The sequence below is a fragment of the Dongia sp. genome (genome assembly GCF_041918875.1).
Taxonomy (GTDB): domain Bacteria; phylum Pseudomonadota; class Alphaproteobacteria; order Dongiales; family Dongiaceae; genus Dongia.
In genome coordinates, this window is the sequence record NZ_JAYRUV010000002.1 from 155,029 (window position 1) to 177,013 (window position 21,985).

The following is a 21,985-nucleotide window of genomic DNA, read 5'->3' on the forward strand; positions in this document are numbered from 1 at the left end:
GCTGGGGCCCAACCGGCCGGGTCGTTCGCACCCGGCATCTGATGTGGCACCGTAGCTCAGCGGTAGAGCAGGGGAATCATAATCCCTTGGTCGGCGGTTCAAATCCGTCCGGTGCTACCATTCCTCCTTTTTACATGTTCTTGAGAGTGGTGCCTCTTGGCGCCTCTCTGGCGCATCGGTCGGGGTTGTCATGCAGAAGCATTTTTGCGGTCTCGATTTCGGGACGTCGAATTCGACGGTGGGCTTGAGCGCCGGCAATGGCGTGGCGCTTTGTCCGCTGGAGGGGGAGAGCGTTACCCTGCCCAGTGCCATTTTCTTCGATTACGAGGATCACAAGGTGCGCTTCGGGCGCGATGGGATCGGCGCCTATATCGAGGGGACGGAAGGGCGCCTGATGCGGGCGTTGAAAAGCGTGCTGGGGTCGAGCCTCATCGACGATACGACATTGGTCCAGCGCAAGCGTGTCGCCATGCGCGATGTCATCGGCATGTTCGTGCGGCACTTGAAAGCGCAGGCGGAACGAAAGCTCGGCGGCACGGTCGACCATGTTGTGCTGGGCCGGCCGGTGCGATTCGTCGACGATGACGATGCGGCGGACGCCAAGGCTGAGGCGGAACTGATCGGCATCGCCAAGGCGCAGGGTTTCCGCCATGTCGAAATGCAGTTCGAGCCGGTGGCGGCGGCTTTGGCTTATGAGCAATCCCTGACCCGGGAAGAACTGGCGTTGATCGTCGATCTTGGCGGCGGTACGTCGGACTTTGCCGTTGCCCGCCTATCACCGGGAAGGTCGCGGCAGCACGACCGGTCGGCGGATATTCTGGGGCGCAGCGGCGTTCATATCGGCGGCACCGATTTCGACCGGCGCCTCAGCATCAACCATGTCATGCCGCATCTCGGCTATGACGCGCTGATCGGCCCAAAGAAGCTGCCGATGCCGAGCCATCTCTATCATGACCTCGCCACCTGGCACCGCATCCCCACGCTCTACACGCCGCAGAACATCAATTATCTGCGCTCGATCCTCTCCCAGGTAGACAGGCCGGATCTGGTCGAGCGGCTGATCAAGGTGCTTGTCGAACGCAAGGGCCACCGCATCGCCGCCGAAGTGGAGGCCGCCAAGATCGCCCTGTCGGAACAGGCGGAAGTGACGCTCCATATTCCGCTGGACCCGGATGTGGAAACGGTCCTGCATCGGGGCGATCTCGACCATGCGGTCTATGACGACGCGGTCAGGATCGTGCATGCTATCGACCTGTGCCTGGGTGCAGCCGGTGTTGCACGCGACGATATCCAGTCGGTGTTCCTGACCGGCGGCTCAACGGCAGTGCCGGAAATCCGCCGCCAGGTCCTTGGGCATCTGCCGAACGCGGTGCCGGTTTCGGGCGACATGTTCGGCAGCGTCGGGCTGGGCCTCGCCATGGATGCGGCCCGGAAGTTCGCCTAAGCGACGCGCGGCCGGCCCCAGGAACCGCTCGGCGCCGTGACGGTTTGCAGTCGCGGAAGATGGATAGACCGCCCGGAAACCGCTGAATTTTCGTCGGTGCAAAGGGAAGGCCGAGAAACTTGTCGCTGTCCCCAGGCCCAGGCGATATACACACCAGATGACCAAAGATGACGATTTCGAGATATTCCTGGTGGCCGCGCCCGGCTTCGAATCCATCCTTTGCGCGGAGGCGGCAGAGAAGGCGTTCAAGAACCCGAAGCCGGTAACCGGCGGTGTCACCGTCAGCGGCGGGTGGCCCGAGGCCTGGCGGGCGAACCTCAAGTTGCGCGGGGCATCGGCTGTCTTTGCGCGCATTGCGTCGTTCCCGGTCTTTCATCTGGCGCAGCTCGATAAAAGGGCGCGGAAGGTCGCCTGGGGACAGTTCCTGCGCAAGGACGTGCCGGTCGCCGTCGAGGCGTCGTGCAAGCATTCCAAGATCTACCATTCGGGCGCCGCCAGACAGCGCGTCGAAACGGCGATCGCCGAAACGCTCGGCGCGCCGATCTCCGACGAAGCGGAGGTCCGCGTCAAAGTGCGGATCGAGGACGATCTCTGCACGGTCAGCATCGATACGTCGGGTGAGTCGCTGCACAAGCGCGGCCATAAGGAGGCCGTCAACAAGGCACCGATGCGCGAGACGCTGGCGTCGCTGTTTCTGCGCCAATGCGGCTTCGACGGGACTGAACCTTTGCTCGATCCGATGTGCGGGTCCGGCACCTTCGTCATCGAGGCGGCGGAGATAGCGCTGGGGCTTGATCCCGGGCGGTCGCGGCCGTTTGCTTTCGAGCAGTTGAATAGTTTCGACGCCAGAGCCTGGGCCAAGATGCGAGCCGGCGCCGCTGCCCGATCTGCGCCGGCTTTCCGCTTCTATGGCTGCGACCGCGACGCCGGCGCGATCACGATGAGCAGGGCCAATGCCGAGCGGGCGGGTGTCACTGAGATCACCTCGTTCCGGCACTGCGCGATGAGTGCCGCGACGGCGCCCAACGGACCGCCGGGCCTGGTCATCGTCAATCCGCCTTATGGCCAGCGTATGGGTGACAAGAAGCGGCTCTATCCGCTCTATCAAACGCTGGGCCGGACCATGGCAGCGCGCTTCGCCGGCTGGCGCGTGGGCGTCATCACGAACGACGTATCGCTCGCCAAGGCCTGCGGCTTGCCTTTCGGGACGCCCTTCGGCCCGATCTCGCACGGAGGCCAGCGGGTGAGCCTGTATTTGACCGATCGGCTGCCCAGTTCCTAAAGGGGCAGGGTGTTCTCTGGCGGCCGATCGGGCTTTACCTCGGGAATCTCGGTCATGGTCGCTTCCGTGAGCAGCAGGACACTGGCCACCGATACGGCATTCTCAAGAGCCACACGGACGACTTTGGTCGGATCGATGATACCGGCTTCGACGAGATCGACATATTCCTTGCGGCCGGCATCGAAGCCATAGCTGCCTTTTCCTTCGAGCATGCGGGCGACGGCCACGCCGCCGTCGACCGACGAATTCTCGGCGATCTGCCTGGTTGGCGCTTCAAGGGCCCGCCTGAGAATCTGCACGCCCGTCTTTTCGTCGCCTTCGAGCTGTCCTTCCACCTGCGTCACGGCGTCCACACAGCGCAGCAGCGCCAGGCCGCCACCGGGCACGATGCCTTCGGCGACGGCGGCCTTGGTCGCATTGATGGCGTCGTCGAGCGCCTCTTTCCGGGATTTCATCTCGGCTTCGGAAGGTGCGCCGACGCGAATGACGGCGACGCCGCCCGACAGCTTGGCCAGGCGCTCCTGCAATTTCTCCCGGTCGTAGTCGCTGGTCGTCTTCTCGATTTCGTGCCGGATAAGCTCAATGCGAAGGTCGATCTGCTTCTTGTCGCCGCCGCCGCCGATGATCGTGGTGTTGTCCTTATCGGAGACGACCCGTTTCGCCTTTCCCAACTGCTCGATCGTGGCGTTCTCAAGTTTGAGGCCGACTTCCTCGGCGATGACTTGGCCGCCCGTCAGCGTGGCGATGTCCTGCAGCATGGCCTTGCGCCGATCGCCAAAGCCAGGTGCCTTGACGGCGCAGCTTTTCAGCGCGCCACGGACCTGGTTCACAATCAGGGTCGCAAGCGCCTCACCCTCGACTTCCTCGGCAACGACCAGCAGGGGTTTGCCCGATTTGGCGATCTGCTCGAGCAGGGGCAGCATGTCGTTGAGGACGCTGATCTTGCGGTCGGACAGCAAGATCAGGCAATCCTCCATCACGGCCTCCATTTTTTCGGGATTGGTGATGAAATAGGGCGATTGGAAGCCGCGATCGAATTGCATGCCCTCGACGACCGCCAACACGGTTTCCGTCGTCTTGGCCTCTTCGACGGTGATGACGCCTTCATTGCCGACCTTGTCCATCGCGTCGGCGATGAGTTCGCCTATGGCAGGGTCGTTGTGGGCGGAAATGGCCGCGACCTGGGCTTTCTCCTTACGCGTCGAAACCGGTCGGGAGAGGGCTTTGAGGGCGTCGATGGCAGCCTTGGTCGCCCGGTCGAGACCGCGCTTGATGTCGATGGCGCTGGCGCCGGCCACGACATTGCGAACACCGTCGGCGAAGATGGCATGCGCCAGGATGGTTGACGTGCTGGTGCCGTCGCCGACCATTTCGCCGGTTTTCTCCGCGGCCTGGCGCAACATGCGGGCGCCCAAATTCTCCTCCGGATCCTTCAGATCAAGTTCCTTGGCAATCGTGACGCCATCGTTGCAGACCACGGGGGCCGCCCATTTTCGTTCGATCAGCACCGATTTGGATCGGGGACCCAGGGTGACGCGGACGGCATCGGCCAGCTGCGTCGCGCCGCGCAGAATTTTTTCGCGGGCGGCGGATCGGAAGAGAACCTGTTTGTGAGCCATGTCGCTCCTCAGTGCCGCGGCGGGATCGCGCACGCCGGATCGCCGCCAAACATGGTATAAGGGGATGCAGCAGCGGCACTGATCCAAATCAATGCGGGACGAGCGCGGCGTTTCGCCGGATGCGCTGCTGCTGATATCATTTCCGCAGCCGTCTGGAAGCGGCGGCCGCGCGGCCGGCACCAAGCCGATCTTTACGAAGGTTAAGTTCTGTCGGCGCGCCGACCCGGTTGGAGAGGAATGCGAGGTGGCAAGATGACAATTTCCCTGGAGAGCCTGGCTTATATCATCGAGAAGGCGCGCGAATTCGACGTCGAGGTGGCGCCGGCCGGTGATGAAAGCAAGACCGGCGACGATGAGGAAATCGACGATATCCTGGAGGCGACGCGCAGCAACCCGACATATCAGGAACTGGTCGGAGCATTGCGGTCGCTGAACGATGACGAGCGCGACGAAATCATCGCGATGACCTGGATCGGCCGTGGCGATTTCTCGAAGGACGAGTGGGACGCAGCGTTGACGGAAGCTCGGAACCGGCACAATGGGCGGGAAGTTCGCTACCTGGTGGGCACCCCCTTGCTCGCCGACTATCTGGAAGAGGCTGCGGCGCAGCTGGGCTACTCGCTGGAAGAGTTCGAGACCGGACGAATGTAGCGTTGGCCGCCGGGTCCAGGGGCCTTCCGGCAGCAAAACCAGGCCGATTTCGCCAAATGAATGACGCTCGCAGGCTGGCGCCGACGCCGGCTGACGGTGACTCTTGCACTTTCGGGCTGCTGTTGCGATAGCATGGGTCTGGGTTTTCGCGGCCGCCGTCAGCATGGAGTTGAGATCGCCGGATGTTTTTGAGTGTCTTCGATATCTTCAAGATCGGGATCGGGCCGTCATCGTCGCATACGATGGGGCCGATGACGGCGGCGGTGCGCTTTCTCGAACAGCTGCGCGGGCGCGGCGGCGCGCCAGCCAGGCTGCGCGCGACCTTGCACGGATCCCTGGCCTTTACCGGCAAGGGTCATGCGACGGACCGCGCGGTGGCGCTGGGGCTCATCGGCTACACACCCGCCGGCATCGTGCCGGGCGAGGCGGAACAGCGCCTGGCGGACCTGCAATCGGAGAAGGTCGTGCGGCCCGCGGGTCTGCCGGCACTCGGCTTCGATCCGGCTGCCGATATCGTGTTCGATTATGGGCCGTCTCTGCCGGGGCATTCCAACGGCCTCGTCCTGGAGGCGTTCGACGCGGCGGGAAAATCGGTACTGCGCGAGGTCTATTATTCGATCGGCGGCGGCTTCGTCGTGACCGAGGCAGAACTCAATAATCCGACGGCGGTCGATAGCAGCGCACAGGCGGTGGCGCGGCCCTATCCATTCGATTCGGCGGCGGCGATGCTCGAGATGGCCAAGGCCAGCGGCAAGTCGATTGCCGAGATGAAGCGCCTGAACGAGTTGAGGACGATGTCGGCGGCCGAACTCGAATCCGGGCTGGGCCGGTTGTGGCAAACGATGAATGGCTGCATCGAGCGCGGCCTGTCGCAGCAGGGCGAGCTGCCCGGCGGGCTCCATGTGAAGCGGCGCGCGCAATCTATCCGCGCGCAGCTGGAGAAGGAGAAGGGCACCAATCGTGCTCAGCCGCATGTGACGTCGGACTGGCTCAGCGTCTATGCCATGGCGGTGAATGAGGAAAACGCCGCCGGTGGAAAGGTCGTCACTGCCCCGACCAACGGGGCGGCCGGCGTGGTGCCTGCCGTCATCCGCTATTACCTCGATCATTGCTTCGGCGCCGATCCGGCGCGCGTGTCGGAATTCCTGCTGACGGCTGCGGCCATTGGCGGTCTGATCAAGCATAATGCTTCAATCTCCGGTGCCGAGGCCGGCTGCCAGGGCGAAGTCGGCTCGGCGGCGGCGATGGCGGCGGCTGGGCTGTGTGTGGTGCTCGGCGGAACGCCGGCGCAGGCGGAGAATGCGGCGGAGATCGCGCTGGAGCATCATCTGGGCATGACCTGCGACCCGGCGGCGGGCCTTGTGCAGGTGCCCTGCATCGAGCGCAATGGCATCGGCGCCATCAAGGCCGTGGCGGCGGCATCGCTCGCCTTGCGCGGCGACGGTTCGCATTTCATGCCGCTCGATAATTGCATCGAGGCGATGCGCCAGACGGGACTGGAAATGAGCGCCAAGTTCAAGGAAACAAGCCTCGGAGGTCTCGCCGTCAACCTGCCGGAATGCTGAAGTCAGATGAAGCGCAGGCTCTGCCCGATACCGAGCCGCGCCGCCTTGGCGAGCAGGGCATGGCCAAGGGCGATGTCGCTGAGGCTGAGGCCCCGGTGCCAGAAGAGATTCGTCTCGGCATCGCTTTCGCGGCCGGGCTTCAGGCCCGCCACGATCTGGCCGAGTTCCGCATGCAGATTTTGCTCGGTCAGGCGATCGCTGTCGACATGCGGGCGGAGAGCGCCGAAGGGTAGGCCCTTGCGGCACTGGCCCCAATCGTCGACCACCATCTTGTCCATGATGTCGGTGAGCGACAGTTCGACGGCGCTCATCGTACCATACGGCACGACCAGGGCACCGCGCTCGATCCAATCCGTCTTCAGGAGCGGCTGCGGCCGCGGCAGGCGGGAGGCTTCGACGACGATGTCGGCGCCGCGCACGCAGGATTCCCAATCGGCCGTGACGCTGACCTTCTTGCCGAGGTCGGCCGAGAGGCGCGCCGCGAATGTGTCGCGGCTTTCGGGCCGACGGGAATGCACGCGGATTTCGTCGAAATCGAACAGGCGGTCGAGCAGACGCACATTCCAATAGGCAGTGCCGCGGGCACCGATATGACCCAGCACCTTGGCATTCCTGCGCGCCAGATGCTTGGCGCCGAGCGCAGTAATGGCACCGGTCCGCATGTCGGTGATCGCGGTGGCATCCAGGATCGCCTTGGGCATGCCGGTCTCGGGATCGAAGAGGTTGAGTACCGCCATTTCAGAGGGCAGGCCGCGCTGGAAATTGTCGACGAAATCGCCGACGACCTTGACCCCGGCCAGGCCCAGGGGTTTCACCACGCCGCGCAGGACGTTGAAATGCCCCTTGGCCGAATTTTCCGGCACCAGATGCACGCGCGGTTCGATGACGGTCTGTTGGTTGCCCTGCGCGCGCAGGGCATCTTCGACCGCCGCCAGGATTTCATCGTCGGTCAAAGCCAGCCGTGCTACAGCCTCGCCATTGAGGAAGGTGATGTGGACCGGCTGCTTTACGCTCATGTCTCTTCCATTGCCTCTACCTGGTCTGGGCGATCAGGAGATCGGCGCCGACCGTATAGACGTCCGGCTGCTGCACATCCGCACCATACACCGCGCGGAAGGCCTTGGGGTTCTTTTCCCGTTGCGCCAGGAACAGTTCCGGCAGGGCTCCATAGGTGAACTTGGCGACTTCCTGCGAGGAGATCCAGCCATCGCGCGGGTCGACATCGGCTTTGCCCTTCAGCGCCTGGTCGACCAGATAGGTGAGGAAGCCGGCGCCGAGATCGGCGCTTTCCGGGGCCAGCTGATCGCGCCTTGTGGCGGTGAGAACCTGGATGCCGGAACTGCGCAAGCCATTGGTGAGGAAGCGTTTCTGGAATGAGCTGACGGCGTAGAAATTCTCGACCGTGCCGCCGGAATAGCAGGCGTCGATGATGACGAAGACACGCTGCGCCCCCGATTTTTCGAGCGCGGCGCGGATTTCGCTGGCTGAGATCCAGCTGTCGGAATCCTCCTCCGTCGCATCGCCGGGGAGGAAATACCAGTCGCTTTCATCGGTGAGGCCGTGACCGGAGAGGAACAGGATCACCGAATCTTCCGGCCGCGCGGTCTTGAGACCGTCGAGGGTCGCCAGGACCTGCGCCTTCGTCGCCTTGCCGTCGGTCAAGTCGGTGGCGGCGATATCGGTGAAGACATTGTGTGAATATGCCGAGATGGCGGCCTTTACACGTCCTGCATCGGCGGCGGCGACCTTGAGCTGATAGGCCTGGGGCAGGCGGCTATATTGCGAAACCCCCACGGTGATCAGGTTGAGACGGCCCTTGCGCAACTCGCCGCTGAAGGTCTGGCGCATCTCGGCCTGGTCGCCCGGATTGTCATAGACGCCGGTCGCCACCGCCTGGAACACGTTCGGCCCCGGCACCGGCCAGACATTGTAGCCGATGACGCGCACATGCTTGCCGTCGATCTGGGCGTCCTTCTGTTCGAGGATGGCGCCCACGTCGACGATCTTGCCATTGTGATAAAGGCGGACATCCTTGATGCCGCCGCCCTGGTCGGTGGCGATGACCATGAGCTGATAGGGTTTGTCGCCGGCAAGCTCGGCGGAAATCGGCTCTATCTCGGCCTTGGGCGGCAGGGGGAACTTTTCGACCGGATTGCCGGGCACCTGGCGCAGCTCGCGCTGGTCCTTGTCGAGCAGGGCGGACAGCATGCCGGGGTCGGCAAAGGCCTGGGTCAGCGACGTGATGGGGAAGTTCGATTTCTTGACCGCCCAGGAGATGCCGCGCAGACCGCTGGTGGAGCCGTCGAAACGGCCCTGGCGGTCGATCAGGGCCCAGCCCTGGGTAGAGATGAATATCTGCAGCACCATGTCCCTGGTGACAGTGTCGAAGACCTGCATCGTGCCGGCACTATCGACGACGATGACTTTTGCCGCCGCTTCGTCGTAAACGAGCCCGATGGCGGGCGTTTCGAGCTTGGCGACGGTGTATCTGGTCTTTCCCGATTTGAGGTCGACCAGATCGAGAGCGCGGCCATCGCGCAGGACAATTGCCGTCTCGCCAGTAAGGCCTATATCAGCCGCCGTGAGCTGTCCGACGCTGCCACCGCCGTTCCCGGCCATGAGCTTGCCGTCGGCGCCGATCGCCACAAGCTGATTGCCGGCATCGGCGACATGGAGGGCCAATGGGGCCCCGCCCAGCGCTCCAGCGGGCGCAACCTTGCCGGTGGCGGCGTCGAGCCTGACAAGCGCGCCACCGGCTGTGGCGGCGGCGGCGAACTGTCCGTCCGCCGAGACGGTGAGCCTGGCGATGGCGTCCGGTGCCGCAGCCATCTGCCAGGTGGCTTGACGCGCATCGAGCTGCCAGACGGCAATTTCGCCATTGGCGTGGCCGACATAGAGCGTGGCATCGTCCGGCGAGGCGGCGAGGGCGGTGACGGCATCGCCGGCGCCGGGCAGGGTCGTGAAGGCCTTGCCGCTTTGCGGATCGATCAACTGGACGGAACCGTCGGCCATGCCGACGAAAAAGGTCGTGCCACCGGCGGAAGGCGCAAAGGCGGTCCCGGCGGGAGCCTTGATGACGGCTTGCTGGCTGCCGGCCCGCAGGTTCCACAGGCGGTAGGCGCCGTCGCTGCCTTTGATCGCGAAGCTGTCATTGCCGGTTCCGGTGACGAGGCCGGTCAGCTTGAGGAGCGGCGTCGAAATCCTGAGTTGTGCCTGGGCGTAGAGGACATTCTCGAACAGATTGCCGCTGATGGCGTCGAAGACCGCGTCCTGCGCCTTGGCCGGACCGGCAAGCGACAGCAGGCAAAGCGGTAGCAAGGCGATGGCGGTCTTCACTCTTCTTCCCAGGGCGATCATGCCGGCAACTCCGATTATGCAGCACCGTCCGCATAAAGAAAGGGCGTGCCCGCGACCCACGAGCAACGCCCCCATTCTATTCCATCCCGGAAACTTTTCGGATCAGAAGCGGGCCTTGAACTCCACCTGGCCGCCGATCTGGTTGGTTTCCTGGTTGACGACCTCGGCGCGGACGCCGGCGCCCAGCGACAGCCAATCGTTCACCCGGCCGCGCACGCCGCCGGAGAGGTAGAGGAAGTCCTGATCGCCTTCATCGACTTCCGGGACGTTTTCCGGGAAGACATGTTCATACTGAACGCCGAGATACGGCACGAAGGGATCGAGATTGTAGCCGACCTCGAACGAACCCACGGCGGTGTGGGCGTCGCTGTCGTCATCGCCTTCCGCTTCGAAGTCGAGCAGTTCGGTGTAGGCGAAGCGCCAGCCGGCCTTGCCCTTCAGGATGAAGTCGCCGACCGGGGCCGCCGCATTGAGGGCCAGTTCGGTTGAGAAGGTCTGGCTGTCGGAATCGACATCGTCGGTATCGTCCGCCGTGCTCTTGCCGTCCGAGTAGGCATAGGAGAAAAGGGCGGTGGCGAAGAAGTAGTCGGCGAAGCGGTAGGCGGCGTAGGGCGAAACCGTGAAGGTGTCGCTGTAGAAGTCCGCATCCGGGCCGCCATCGATAATGTCGATATCGGTAGCCGAATTCGCATAGGCGGCCGAGAGGCCGAGGAAGAAGGAATCGCCGAAGCGGTGATCGAAACCGAAGGGGACAGTCCAGAGGTCGGTGTCGAACTTGCTGCCGGCCTCTTCGATCAGGCTGTCACTGTCGCTGGTGATGTTGGCATAGCTGGGTGTGAGCCAGACGCTGTTGGTGTAGCCGGTATCCGGCATGCCTTCCATGTCGGAGGTCACGTCGTCGCCGATACGCTTTGAAATCGCGTCAGTTACGCGGCGGCTGACTTCGTCGCGAATCTTCTTCTCGATTTCATCGTCGGCCCGCGCCAGCGTGACGGCGGTGCCGCAGAAGACGGTCGCCATCAGGGCAAGCCGCAGTGATTTTCCCAAAAATGCCATGTCGTCCCTCGTAGTTGGTGAACGGCAAACCCCCCTCGGGCTGGCGGTTCACGGAATTGTGTCTTTTTGTACAGCCGGTCGAATACCGCTTCTAATGACCGGCGCCAAGAGCGTCAACGGTGGCTTGTGACGGGAATCACAAACCACTTAGCTGCCCATGGCGTCTAATTCAGCCACGTGCTTATGATGCCCTCCAACGAACCCGTCCGGGAAGCTAAGAAGTTGCTAAAATGACGAGCAAGTTTAATAAAATCAGATATTTGCTGGGAAACGGCCTCGTCGTCGCAGCGATGCTGATTCTACCCGGACATGCGGCGGTGGCGGCGCCCAAAGCTGTTGCCATCGTCGATGAATCCCCCCGAACCGAAGGGCCGGGCCAGATTTTCGAGATGCTTCCGGAAAACACGATTCTGGACTTGGCCGCGGGAGAAACGATCGTCCTGGGTTATCTGAAGTCCTGTGTCCGGGAGACGATCACCGGGGGCAGGGTGACCGTCGGCCCCAAGGAATCGGTGGTCGAGGGCGGCAAGGTCATTCGGGAAAAAACCCAATGCACCGAGACCCACCTGGCCCTGACCGCCGACGAATCGCAGCAGAGTGCCACCATCGCCTTCCGTGGCCAGATCAAATATATCTTCACACGCCAGCCGATCATCATCGCGCGCAAGAGTGCCGGCGTGATCATCGAGCCGGTCAATGGCGGGGAGACCTGGAAGATCGAGCCCGAAAATGGCCGCGTCGACTTCCAGGCTGTGAAGTTGGAAATGCAACCCGGCGCCGCCTACCGCGTGAAGGGGTTCACCCAGACGGTGATCGTCGAGGTTGACCAGAACGCCACCAACGCCAAGACTGGCATCCTTGAGCGGGTTGTCATTCTCGACTAAGAGGCTGGCCGCCAGAATAATTTCACATGCGAGGCAGTTTGCGGGGGCGCCGGAACCTCATCATCAGTCTGGGCCTGGCGGCGCTCATCGGCGCCGCCTCGTTTTCGTCCTGGGGCATCGCGCTCGACCGGCTGTCGATCGACCTACTGCATCTCATCCATTTCCGCCTCTGGGGTCCGCCGCCGCTCAGTGATGAGATCGCGATCGTCGCCGTGGACGAGGAAACCTACCGCGACGAGCATTTCAGCAACCTGCCACAGGCCTTGTGGACGCCCGAACTGGGCAGCGTGTTGGATGCTGTACTTGCAGCAGAGCCAAAGGCCGTGGGCGTCGATATCATTATCGGCACGACTGCGGACTCGATCGTCCCCGGTTACGACCGGCCCTGGCTGAGGGCCCTGAAAAAGGGGGCCGAGAGCGGAAAAATCGTTCTCGGTTACACGAAGCATCAGACCGATCCCGTGCAGCCGACCATTCAGCAGCGCTGGGCCGTGGGGGCCGAGGATGTGCACGACCTCACAAACCAGAATCCGGTCAATATACAGACCGATGAGGACGGCGTTGCCCGCAGCGTACCGATCTCCATCGCTACTGAAGGTGCGGGGAAGAGCGAGTTGGGACTAGCTGCTGCCGTCCTCGCACGAGCGGCCGGTACCGATCCCACAGCTGGGCAGACTCGCAACGAAATGATCCTGAATTTCGCCGCGGCAAAGCGACCGGCCGTCTACTCCCTTGCCGATCTGCGGGCCTGCGCCGAAGCGGGAAATGGTGCCTTCTTTCGCGAAAATTTCGCGGGGCGGATCGTATTGCTGGGCGGAATCCTCGATGTGGAGGATCGGGTGCTGACTTCCGGGCGGTTCGCCACCTTGCCGGACGGCCAGGATCTGGGACCGCGCTGCCAGATTCCGGCGGATCTGTCGAAATTCACAGGGGTAGCCCGGAACGCCATGCCGGGGGTGCTCATCCATGCCGCGGCACTGGACAATCTCTTGCATCAGACCGATTTAATGCAGATCTCGCCGACTGCGCGGTTTCTCCCACTCTTTCTTGTCGCTCTTGCTTCGATCCTGCTCTTCGTCCTGGCGAAACCGTGGCGCGCCTTGCCGATCTGGCTGATTCTGGTTGCGGCGTGGGCGGTCGCGTCGATGGCCGCGTTTGTGCATTTTCTGGTCGTGCCGCTCATCACAGGTCTTTTCGCCATGTCGCTGGCGGCGCCGTCTGGATTAGCTTTGCGCATGGGCAGCATGGACCGCGCGCGGCGGCAGTTGCGCAACGCCTTCTCGCTCTATCTCCCGAAGAGCGAGGTGGACAAGCTGATCGAGGAAGAAAAGCTGCCGACCTTGGGCGGTGAGTTGCGGGATGTGACGATCCTCTTTTCCGACATCGCTTCCTATTCGACCCTCTCGGAGCGGGTGGAGCCGGGGCCGCTGGTCGACGAGCTCAACCGCTATTTCGGTCGCATGACGGATATCGTCCAGGCCCATGGCGGTTTCGTCGACAAATTCATCGGCGATGGCGTGCTGGCGATCTTCGGCGCACCGCTGGCGCGCCCCAATGCAGCGGCCGATGCGGTGCGGGCCAGCCTTGCCATGATCCGCTCGCTGCAGGATGAACCGCTCTATATCGGCGGCGATGGGCGAATCTCCATCCGCATCGGCCTGCATCGCGGTGAGGCGATCGTCGGCAATATCGGCTCGGCGCAACGCTTCAACTATACCGTCATGGGCGACGCTGTGAATGTCGCCTCGCGCCTGGAAGGTGTCGGCAAACATTACGGTATCCCGATCGTGGTGAGCGAGCAGGTGGAAGCTGCGGCGGCAGCGGAATTCACCTTCCGCGAACTCGATTTCATCCGCGTTGTCGGGCGCGAACAGCCGGTGCGCCTGTTCCAGCCGCTGGAGGCCGAAGCCGCGGCGAAGCTCGACCTGCCAGCCTTTTCCTCGGCATTGCTGTTGTGGCGACAGGGTGCGTTCGCGGAGGCCGGAAAGGCCTTCTCCGCCCTGGCCGAAAAGGGAGATACGCTCGCGGCGCGTTATGTGGTCTGGGCGCAAAGCTATGCGGAGACGCCGATGTCGGATTGGGAAGGCATCATCCAGCAGGGAACGAAGTAGATCCTGCTGGGGATATGGATCTCAAGGGAAAACGCGTACTGGTGACCGGCGGTGCCACCGGCATCGGTACAGCGATCTCGTGCGCGCCGGGCGGTGCCGGCGCCAAGGTCGCCGTGCACTATCACGGCGGCCAGTTGATGGTCTAGACCTTCGGCACCTTGACCCAAGCCGCATTGCGTTGCGAGGACTTGACGGCTGCTTCGATGAAGGCCACGCCGCGCGCTCCATCGGCGACCGTGGGGAACGTGACGGCCGGATCGGTGCGGCGCCTTGCGCGCGCGGCGCGAATGGCGGCGGCGACTTCGCTGTAGATGTTGGCGAAGCCCTCCAGATAGCCTTCCGGATGTCCAGGTGGAACGCGCGTCATGCGGGCTGCCGCGGCGTTGGCGGCGCTAGTGCCGCGCGCAATGGTCCGAGTGGGTTTGCCGAAGGGTGACCAGAGCAATTGGTTGGGATGTTCCTGGTGCCATTCGAGGCCGCCTTTCGATCCGTAAAGGCGCAGGCGAAGATTGTTCTCGTTGCCGGGGCTCACCTGGCTGGTCCACAGCATGCCCTTGGCGCCGCCACGGAAGCGCAGCAGGATGTGCGCGTTGTCATCCAGCTTGCGGCCCGGCACGAAGGATGAAAGATCGGCGGCGAGGGAATCGAGTGTCAGTCCGCTGACGAAACAGGCGAGGTTGTAGGCATGTGTGCCGACATCCCCGATCGAGCCGCCGGCACCGGATTGTTTCGGGTCCGAGCGCCATAGGGCCTGCTTCTGCCCCGTGGCTTCCAGTTTCTCGGTCAGCCAGTCCTGCGGATACTCAACCTGTACGACGCGCAACGCGCCGAGCTCACCGTCCGCTACCATCTGGCGGGCATGTCGTACCATTGGATAGCCGGTATAGTTATAAGTCACGGCCAGCAGCTTTCGTGCCTTCCTGGCACGCTGCTGCAGGTCGAGCGAGTCCTTCAGCGTCGTCGTCAACGGCTTATCGCAGATCACATGAATGCCGGCATCGAGAAAGGCGCGCGCCGCAGGTGCGTGAAGGTGGTTGGGCGTCACGATGGCGACGACCTCGATACCGTCTTGGCGCGCTGCTTCATTCTGCGCCATGGTGTGAAAATCGAGATAGGCGCGGTCGCGAGCGATCCCGAGGGCCGCCGCCGACCGTTTCGCTTTTGCCGGCGTGGAGGAGAGCGCGCCGGCGACGAGTTCATATTGATCGTCCATGCGCGCGGCGAGGCGATGCACGGCACCGATGAAGGCGCCTTCGCCGCCGCCCACCATGCCGAGGCGGATGCGGTCCCGGCGTGCCTTCTCTTTGCTGCCTTCGATAGCCATGGCGTTCTTCTCCCGTTAGATGCCGAGCATGCGGCGGTTGGCAGCCTTGTCCGTGCCGGCGCCGGCGAAATCATCGAAGGCTTTCTCGGTCACGCGGATGATGTGGTCGCGAATGAAGACGGCCCCTTCGCGCGCGCCCTCCTCGGGATGCTTCAGGCAGCATTCCCATTCCAGCACAGCCCAGCCCTTGAAACCGTATTGGGCAAATTTCGAGAAGATGCCTTTGAAATCCACCTGACCGTCACCCAGCGAACGGAAGCGGCCCGCACGGTTCACCCATGTCTGATATCCGCCATAGACGCCCTGGCGCCCGGTCGGGTTGAATTCGGCATCCTTCACGTGAAACATCTTGATGCGCTCATGATAGATGTCGACATATTCGAGATAGTCGAGGCATTGCAGAACGAAATGCGATGGATCGTAGAGAATGTTGCAGCGGGTATGGTTCTTCACCCGTTCCAGGAACATCTCGAAGGTGACGCCGTCATGCAGATCCTCGCCAGGATGGATTTCATAGCAGACATCGACACCGACCTTGTCGAAGGCATTGAGGATCGGTAGCCAGCGCTTGGCCAATTCCTCGAAGGCGGTGTCGGTAAGACCCTTGGGACGTTGCGGCCAGGGATACATGAAAGGCCATTCGAGTGCACCCGAGAAGGTGACGTGGGCGTTGAGTCCGAGATTGGCGGAGGCCTTGGCGGCCAACATCATCTGGTCGACCGCCCATTTCTGCCGCGCCTTCGGATTGCCGCGCACCTTGGCCGGTGCAAAGCCGTCGAAGGCTTGGTCATAGGCGGGATGAACCGCAACCAGCTGCCCCTGCAAATGCGTCGAGAGTTCGGTGATGGCAATGCCGTGCTTGGCGGCGGTGCCTTTGAGTTCGTCGCAATAGGCTTTCGACTTTGCCGCCTTTTCCAGATCGATCATGCGGCCGTCCCAGCTCGGTACCTGGACGCCCTTGAAACCCAATGAGGCCGCCCACTTGCAGATTGCGTCGAAGGAATTGAATGGCGTCTTGTCGCCCGCGAACTGCGCCAGGAAGATGGCGGGTCCCTTGATCGTGGTCATGGCCATGTTCGTCTCTCCCGTTGCTGCGCCTTGTGACCGGCGCGTTGCTTGTTCGATCAGTGATAGATGTTGGCGAGGTTCTCCAGCATCTCCTGGCGGCCGGAGCGCGGGGCCGGCTCGCTGTTGCGCGCTTCGACCGCCGCGGCAAGGTCGGCCAGCGAGCGTTTGCCGCCGAGAATGGCGCGGCCTTCGTCGCTGTCCCAGCCCCCATAGCGCTGTTTCACATGCTGGGCGAGTGCGCCGTCCGTGATCATTTTTTCCGCGATCAGCAGGGCACGGGCCGAAACATCCATCCCGCCGATATGGGCGTGCAGCAGATCGTCGGGATCAGTCGATTGGCGGCGTATCTTCGCGTCGAAATTCAAGCCGCCATCGGTGAAGCCGCCACCTTGCAGGATATAATACATGGCTAGGGCGGTATCCTGCACATTGTTGGGGAATTGATCGGTATCCCAGCCCAATTGCGGATCGCCCCTGTTCATGTCGATCGAGCCGAAGATGCCGAGCGCCTGCGCTAGCGCGATTTCATGTTCGAAACTGTGGCCGGCAAGTGTCGCGTGGTTGGCCTCGATATTGACCTTCACTTCCTTGTCCAGGCCATAGCGCACGAGGAAGCCGTAGACCGATGCGACGTCGAAATCATATTGATGCTTCGTCGGTTCGCGCGGTTTGGGCTCGATGAGGATGGTGCCCTTGAAGCCGATCCTGTGCTTGTGCTCGACAACGAGATTGAGGAAGCGACCGAGCTGGTCGAGTTCCCGGCCGAGATCGGTGTTGAGCAATGTCTCGTAACCTTCGCGGCCACCCCAGAGGACATAATTGGCGCCACCCAGTTCGTGCGTCAGTTCGAGAACGGATTTCACCTGCGCTGCCGCATAAGCGAAAATATCCGGATCCGGATTGGTCGCAGCCCCCGCCATGTAGCGGCGATGAGAGAAGAGGTTGGCGGTGCCCCAGAGCAGGCGGACTTTTGCGCCCTCCATCTTGCGGGCGAGAATATCGCCCATTTCCCGTAGGTTCCGGTTGGACTCGACGATGTTGGCGCCTTCGGGAGCGACGTCACGGTCATGGAGAGTGAAGAAGGGGACGCCAAGCAGCCGGAAGAGTTCGAATGCGATGTCCGCCTTGGCGCGCGCCTGCTGCATGGGATCGCCCGGCTGCATCCAGAAGCGCTGGAAGCTGTCGCCGCCGAAGGGATCCGTGCCCGGCCAGCAGAAGCTGTGCCAATAGCAGACGGCGAAACGCAGATGATCTTCCATGCGCTTGCCCAGCACGACCCGGTCGGGATCGTAATGTCTGAAGGCGAGCGGATTTCGCGACGCCGGACCTTCAAAAGGAACCGGACTGCTGACGGAGAAGAAGGATCGTATCGGTGCATTCATGAGTTCATCTCCTTCAAGGCGGGATAGAGCTTGCGATAGCGCGCATAGGCGCCGGCATAGGCTTCGCGCAGCACAGAATCGGGTTCCACGGTGCCGCCGCGGGCGGGTGGCAGGCAGATATCGGCCACATTTTCGCCCGTCACCGCCAGACGGGCGAGGCGCGCTGCGCCGAAGGCGCCGCTGACCTCGGCGCTCGTCACCTGCGTAAGCGGCATGTCGAGCACATTGGCCAGTATCGACAGCCATAGGGGCGACCGCGCACCGCCGCCGATCGCGTCGGCCTTGGCGATACCGGTTCCGGCCGTCTGGAGCGCCAGCAGGCAATCCTTCAGCGCGAAGGCGACACCTTCCATGACCGCCTGGACCAGCATGTCCCGGTCGGTCTCATGGGCCAGTCCGATAAAGGCACCACGAATCTGCGCATCATTGTGCGGTGTGCGCTCGCCTGAGAGGTAGGGGAGGAAGAGAACATCGCACGGCCGCGCCGGCTTCCGGCCGAGCGGCGCCAGAAGCGCGCTTTCCGTTTCACCCAGGGTCCGTGCCAGCCACGATAGGCAGGAGGCTGCCGACAGGATGACGCCCATCTGGTGCCATGTCTGCGGCAGGCAATGGCAGAAGGTGTGAACGGCCGCGGTTGGGTTGGGCGCGAAGCCCGCCGTCGTGGCCCATAGCACGCCGGATGTGCCGAGCGAGATGAAGGCGTCGCCGGGCCGGACCGCGCCGAGGCTGATGGCGCCGGCTGCATTGTCGCCGGCGCCGCCGGCAAGGATGGGCGAGGCCCTCATGCCCCAGCGCTGTGCCAATTCGGACCGCAATCTGCCGGCGGGCGCCGATCCTTCCACCAAACGCGGCATGTGCCTGCGCGCAAGGCCCGTCGCTGCAAGTGCTGCGTCCGACCAGTCTCGCCTGGCGACGTCCAGCCAGAGGGTGCCAGCGGCATCGGACATCTCCTCGACATGCTCGCCGGTCAGCTTCAGGCGCAGATAGGCCTTGGGCAGAAGAACCCTGGCTGTGGCAGCGAATATGTCTGGCTCGTGCTTTTTCACCCAGAGCAGTTTTGGCGCCGTGAAGCCGGGCATGGCGATGTTGCCGGTGACGGCACGCAATTCCGACCATGCGGTTTCCATTTCGGCGCACTCCATGGCGGCGCGGCCATCGTTCCACAGGATGCACGGGCGCAAGGCGCGGTCGGCGGAATCGAGGAGGGTAGCACCATGCATCTGCCCGGACAGGCCGATCCCCAGAACATCCTGCATGGCCTGGGGTTGGCTGGCCGCGAGCCGGTCGAGCGTCCGCTGGCAGGCTTGCCACCAGGAATCCGGATCCTGCTCGGAATGCGCGGGAGCGGGCCGGCTTACGGTGAGGGGCTCGGTTGCTGTGGCGACGACATTCTGGGCAGCATCGACGAGGACGCATTTGAGCGACGAGGTGCCGAGATCGATGCCGATATACAAGGGCGCCTCCGCTCAGGGCAGGTTGTCGCGGAGGAAGATGTCGATACGGATGCGTTCCTGATCGTCGATCATCGGCTGACCGCTGCAATAGGCTAGAAGGACGCGTGCAGCCGAGCGCGCCTCGTGTCCCGCATCCTGATTGATCACGGCGTCCATGATGCCACGGATCAGGTAGCGGCGGGAGAATTCGGTCAGTTCATGGCCGATGAAGAGAATCTGCCGGGATTTGCCCGCCTCTTCGAGCGCCTCGACGATGCCGCGATTGCCGGCACCGATGCTGTAGATGCCGACGAGATCGGGATTGTCCTTCAGCAAGGCGTGGGCCAACCCCTTGCATCGCACGGCATCGTCATTCCCTTCGAGCGCCGGCAGGGGGGCGAGAGCGGCATATTCGGCGGCAATGACCTGCTGAAAGCCGAACAGGCGTTCGGCGTGGTCGCGCAAGGCGAGGCTGCCGGCGATGAGGCCGAGCTTGCCTGCACGCTGGCCGACAAAGCGTCCCATCAAGGTGGCAGCGGTCCGGCCGGCGGCGGAATTGTCGATGCCGATATAGCGGTGGCGGCGAGAGGAAGGCACATCGGAGACGAGGGTGACGACATGGGCGCCGCTTTCGACCAGCGCGTTGATGGCGTCGCGCACCACCGGATGGTCCAGCGCCACCACGGCGACACCATGATAGCGCCCGCCCAGGCCGCGCAAGGTGTGGGCCAGAACCTGCGGGTCGAACACATCGACGCGCAGGATATCGCCGAATGTATTCTGATCTTCGAGCCATTGCAGCGACCGTTCCACTTGGGCCGCCAGCATCGACATGAAGGTGTTGGTGCCGGCTGGAAGGACGAAACAGAAATTGAACTGAATGCCGCGGGCGAGCCGCACCGCCGCCGCATCCGGCCGGTAGCCGAGCTTCACCAAGGCCTGCTCGACACGCTGCACGGTTTTTACACTGACGCCGGGGCGGCGATTGAAGACGCGATCGACGGTGGCGAGGCTTACCTGGGCGTGCTCGGCGACGTCGACAAGGGTAGGGCGGCGAGGGCGGTCATCCATAACCGCAACCTGCCGTGAAAGATTGAGGTGCGCAACTCAGAAATTGATGTGATGTCGTCCCATGACATAAGCGGAGATGTTTACTATGTTTAGTTCGATTGCAGAATGATGAGAAAGAACGCGACGGATTTCGCGAGTGCGAAAAACTTAATGACTCTATTGCTGCATAGCAGCGCAGCTTTACTGCTGAATTTTGTTGTGTTGCCTGCGTTCGGGCCTTGTGATGTTTAGTGATATGGATTATTACTGAACACCGCGAGCCAACCGACAAAGACCTCAAGAACAGGTTGGCGCGGAATCCATCGAAGAAATGCCCGAAGGCGCGGGGAGCGCGATCGGGGCCCTCCAGCACCACCGCGAGAACGAAGCGGCGCGTATGGGGGAAATGGATGCAACAATGGGAGGGTACCGGAATGAAGAAGTTCCTTGCGGGCGCAGGTGCGCTGGCGACGGTGGTCGCCTTTGCACCGATGTCGAGCGCCAAAGCCGATTCACTGACACTCTGCTGGGCGGCCTGGGATCCGGCCAATGCGTTGGTCGAACTGTCGAAAGACTTCACCACACAGACCGGCACGGAAATGAAGTTCGAATTCGTGCCCTGGCCGAACTTCGCCGACCGCATGCTCAACGAACTGAATTCAGGCGGCAAATTGTGCGACCTGCTGATTGGCGACTCGCAGTGGATCGGCGGCTCGGCGGAGAATGGCTATTACGTGAAGCTCAACGATTTCTTCGACAAGGAAGGAATCAAGATGGAGGACTTCGCGCCGGCCACCGTCTATGCCTATTCGACTTGGCCGAAAGGCACGCCAAACTATTGGGCGCTCCCGGCGATGGGCGACGCCAATGGCTGGTTCTACCGCAAGGACTGGTTTGAGAATCCGGACCTGATGGCGGAGTACAAGGGCAAATACAATCGCGACCTGGCGCCGCCGAAGACCTGGGAAGAATTGAAGGAAACGGCCGAGTTCTTCCAAGGCCGCGAGATCGATGGCAAAAAGGTCTATGGCGCGGCGATCTTCACCGAGCGCGCCTCGGAAGGGATTACCATGGGTGCCACCTCGGCCCTCTATCCCTATGGCTTCAAGTACGAGAACACGCCCGGCAAGTATGACATGGAAGGTGCCGTCAACTCCGCCGATGCGGTGGCCGGACTGGAAATGTACAAGGCCATATACAAGTGCTGCACACCTCCGGGCTATACCGACAGTTATATGGGTGAGGGCCTCGACGCGTTCAAATCGGGTCAGGTCGCCATGATGATGAACTGGTTCGCCTTCATGCCCGGAATGGCCAAGGACGAAACCGTCGGTTCGAAGACCGGCTTCTTCGTCAACCCGAGTGCCAAGGTCGCCGCATCGACGCTTGGCGGGCAGGGCATCTCGGTCGTCGCCAACACCGACAATATGGATGGCGCACTTGCCTACATCAAATGGTTCGCCCAGCCGGATGTGCAGAAGAAGTGGTGGTCGCTGGGTGGCTACGCCTGCCACAATGCCGTGCTGAACGATCCGAGTTTCAAGGACTCGCAGCCCTTCGCCGCGCAGTTCCTCGAAGCCATGGGTGGCGTGCAGGATTTCTGGCAGGAACCGGCCTATGCCCAGCTGCTCCAGGCCATGCAGAAGCGCATGCATGACTTTGTCGTGGCCGATCAGGGCACAGCGAAGGAAGCGCTCGACGGCCTGATCCAGGATTGGACCGCGATCTTCCAGGAAGAAGGCAAGCTCTAACGACTTTT

The 21,985-nt window shown here is 62.7% G+C and carries 17 protein-coding genes and 1 tRNA gene; 9 read left to right on the forward strand and 9 right to left on the reverse strand.

What is annotated here, in order from left to right; translation table 11 throughout:
• The first annotated feature begins 45 nt into the window (after positions 1-45).
• The 3 genes from ACE3TY_RS02575 to ACE3TY_RS02585 all read left to right on the forward strand — a co-directional run bounded on the left by ACE3TY_RS02575 (position 46) and on the right by ACE3TY_RS02585 (position 2,726).
• A tRNA-Met gene (locus tag ACE3TY_RS02575) sits at positions 46-120 on the forward strand.
• 70 nt (positions 121-190) lie between these two features.
• Positions 191-1,444: an Hsp70 family protein gene (locus ACE3TY_RS02580; RefSeq protein ID WP_374650602.1), complete on the forward strand. Its 1,254-nt coding sequence runs from the start codon at positions 191-193 to the stop codon at positions 1,442-1,444.
• A 157-nt stretch (positions 1,445-1,601) separates the two neighbouring features.
• On the forward strand, positions 1,602-2,726 hold the full coding sequence (locus tag ACE3TY_RS02585; protein WP_374650604.1) for a class I SAM-dependent RNA methyltransferase: 1,125 nt from the start codon (positions 1,602-1,604) through the stop codon (positions 2,724-2,726).
• On the opposite strand, the gene groL is transcribed toward ACE3TY_RS02585, so the two are convergent.
• The gene (gene groL, locus ACE3TY_RS02590; RefSeq protein ID WP_374650606.1) at positions 2,723-4,345 is read right to left on the reverse strand and encodes a chaperonin GroEL; all 1,623 of its coding nucleotides are present in this window, start codon (positions 4,343-4,345) and stop codon (positions 2,723-2,725) included. The two genes, ACE3TY_RS02585 and groL, sit on opposite strands and share 4 nt — an antisense overlap.
• Before the next feature lie 252 nt (positions 4,346-4,597).
• On the opposite strand from groL, the gene ACE3TY_RS02595 reads away from it, so the two are divergent.
• Positions 4,598-4,996: a DUF3775 domain-containing protein gene (locus ACE3TY_RS02595; protein WP_374650607.1), complete on the forward strand. Its 399-nt coding sequence runs from the start codon at positions 4,598-4,600 to the stop codon at positions 4,994-4,996.
• Positions 4,997-5,178: 182 nt separating this feature from the next.
• A complete protein-coding gene (locus tag ACE3TY_RS02600; RefSeq protein WP_374650609.1) occupies positions 5,179-6,561 on the forward strand; it encodes an L-serine ammonia-lyase in 1,383 nt (460 codons plus the stop codon).
• Positions 6,562-6,563: 2 nt separating this feature from the next.
• Here ACE3TY_RS02600 and ACE3TY_RS02605 read toward each other — a convergent pair whose 3' ends face one another.
• The 3 genes from ACE3TY_RS02605 to ACE3TY_RS02615 form a co-directional block, all read right to left on the reverse strand.
• A complete protein-coding gene (locus tag ACE3TY_RS02605) occupies positions 6,564-7,577 on the reverse strand; it encodes an ornithine cyclodeaminase family protein (RefSeq protein WP_374650611.1) in 1,014 nt (337 codons plus the stop codon).
• A 16-nt stretch (positions 7,578-7,593) separates the two neighbouring features.
• Positions 7,594-9,918, reverse strand: a complete 2,325-nt coding sequence (locus ACE3TY_RS02610; RefSeq protein WP_374650613.1) for a caspase family protein — start codon at positions 9,916-9,918, stop codon at positions 7,594-7,596.
• Positions 9,919-10,020: 102 nt separating this feature from the next.
• The gene (locus ACE3TY_RS02615; protein ID WP_374650615.1) at positions 10,021-10,974 is read right to left on the reverse strand and encodes an autotransporter outer membrane beta-barrel domain-containing protein; all 954 of its coding nucleotides are present in this window, start codon (positions 10,972-10,974) and stop codon (positions 10,021-10,023) included.
• A gap of 230 nt (positions 10,975-11,204) precedes the next feature.
• Between ACE3TY_RS02615 and ACE3TY_RS02620 the strand changes: the two genes are divergently transcribed.
• From ACE3TY_RS02620 to ACE3TY_RS02630, 3 genes are read left to right on the forward strand one after another with little or no spacing between them, the layout of a single operon-like run.
• A complete protein-coding gene (locus ACE3TY_RS02620) occupies positions 11,205-11,858 on the forward strand; it encodes a hypothetical protein (protein WP_374650617.1) in 654 nt (217 codons plus the stop codon).
• A gap of 26 nt (positions 11,859-11,884) precedes the next feature.
• The gene (locus tag ACE3TY_RS02625) at positions 11,885-13,969 is read left to right on the forward strand and encodes an adenylate/guanylate cyclase domain-containing protein (protein WP_374650618.1); all 2,085 of its coding nucleotides are present in this window, start codon (positions 11,885-11,887) and stop codon (positions 13,967-13,969) included.
• A 14-nt stretch (positions 13,970-13,983) separates the two neighbouring features.
• The gene (locus ACE3TY_RS02630; protein WP_374650620.1) at positions 13,984-14,115 is read left to right on the forward strand and encodes a hypothetical protein; all 132 of its coding nucleotides are present in this window, start codon (positions 13,984-13,986) and stop codon (positions 14,113-14,115) included.
• Here ACE3TY_RS02630 and ACE3TY_RS02635 read toward each other — a convergent pair.
• Genes ACE3TY_RS02635 through ACE3TY_RS02655 form a run of 5 tightly spaced genes read right to left on the reverse strand, consistent with a single transcriptional unit; the run spans position 14,112 to position 20,247 of the window.
• On the reverse strand, positions 14,112-15,293 hold the full coding sequence (locus tag ACE3TY_RS02635; protein ID WP_374650621.1) for a Gfo/Idh/MocA family protein: 1,182 nt from the start codon (positions 15,291-15,293) through the stop codon (positions 14,112-14,114). The genes ACE3TY_RS02630 and ACE3TY_RS02635 overlap by 4 nt on opposite strands.
• A 15-nt stretch (positions 15,294-15,308) precedes the next feature.
• Positions 15,309-16,361, reverse strand: a complete 1,053-nt coding sequence (locus ACE3TY_RS02640) for a sugar phosphate isomerase/epimerase family protein (protein WP_374650972.1) — start codon at positions 16,359-16,361, stop codon at positions 15,309-15,311.
• A 56-nt stretch (positions 16,362-16,417) separates the two neighbouring features.
• Positions 16,418-17,743: a xylose isomerase gene (gene xylA, locus ACE3TY_RS02645; protein WP_374650623.1), complete on the reverse strand. Its 1,326-nt coding sequence runs from the start codon at positions 17,741-17,743 to the stop codon at positions 16,418-16,420.
• Positions 17,740-19,197 carry a xylulokinase gene (gene xylB / locus ACE3TY_RS02650; RefSeq protein ID WP_374650624.1) on the reverse strand — a complete coding sequence of 486 codons (1,458 nt, stop codon included), beginning with the start codon at positions 19,195-19,197 and terminating at the stop codon, positions 17,740-17,742. Before xylB ends, xylA begins: the two co-directional genes overlap by 4 nt.
• 12 nt (positions 19,198-19,209) lie before the next feature.
• Positions 19,210-20,247, reverse strand: a complete 1,038-nt coding sequence (locus ACE3TY_RS02655; protein ID WP_374650626.1) for a LacI family DNA-binding transcriptional regulator — start codon at positions 20,245-20,247, stop codon at positions 19,210-19,212.
• A 413-nt stretch (positions 20,248-20,660) separates the two neighbouring features.
• Here ACE3TY_RS02655 and ACE3TY_RS02660 point away from each other — a divergent pair, with 413 nt between their 5' ends.
• On the forward strand, positions 20,661-21,977 hold the full coding sequence (locus tag ACE3TY_RS02660) for an ABC transporter substrate-binding protein (protein ID WP_374650628.1): 1,317 nt from the start codon (positions 20,661-20,663) through the stop codon (positions 21,975-21,977).
• Positions 21,978-21,985: the final 8 nt, after the last annotated feature.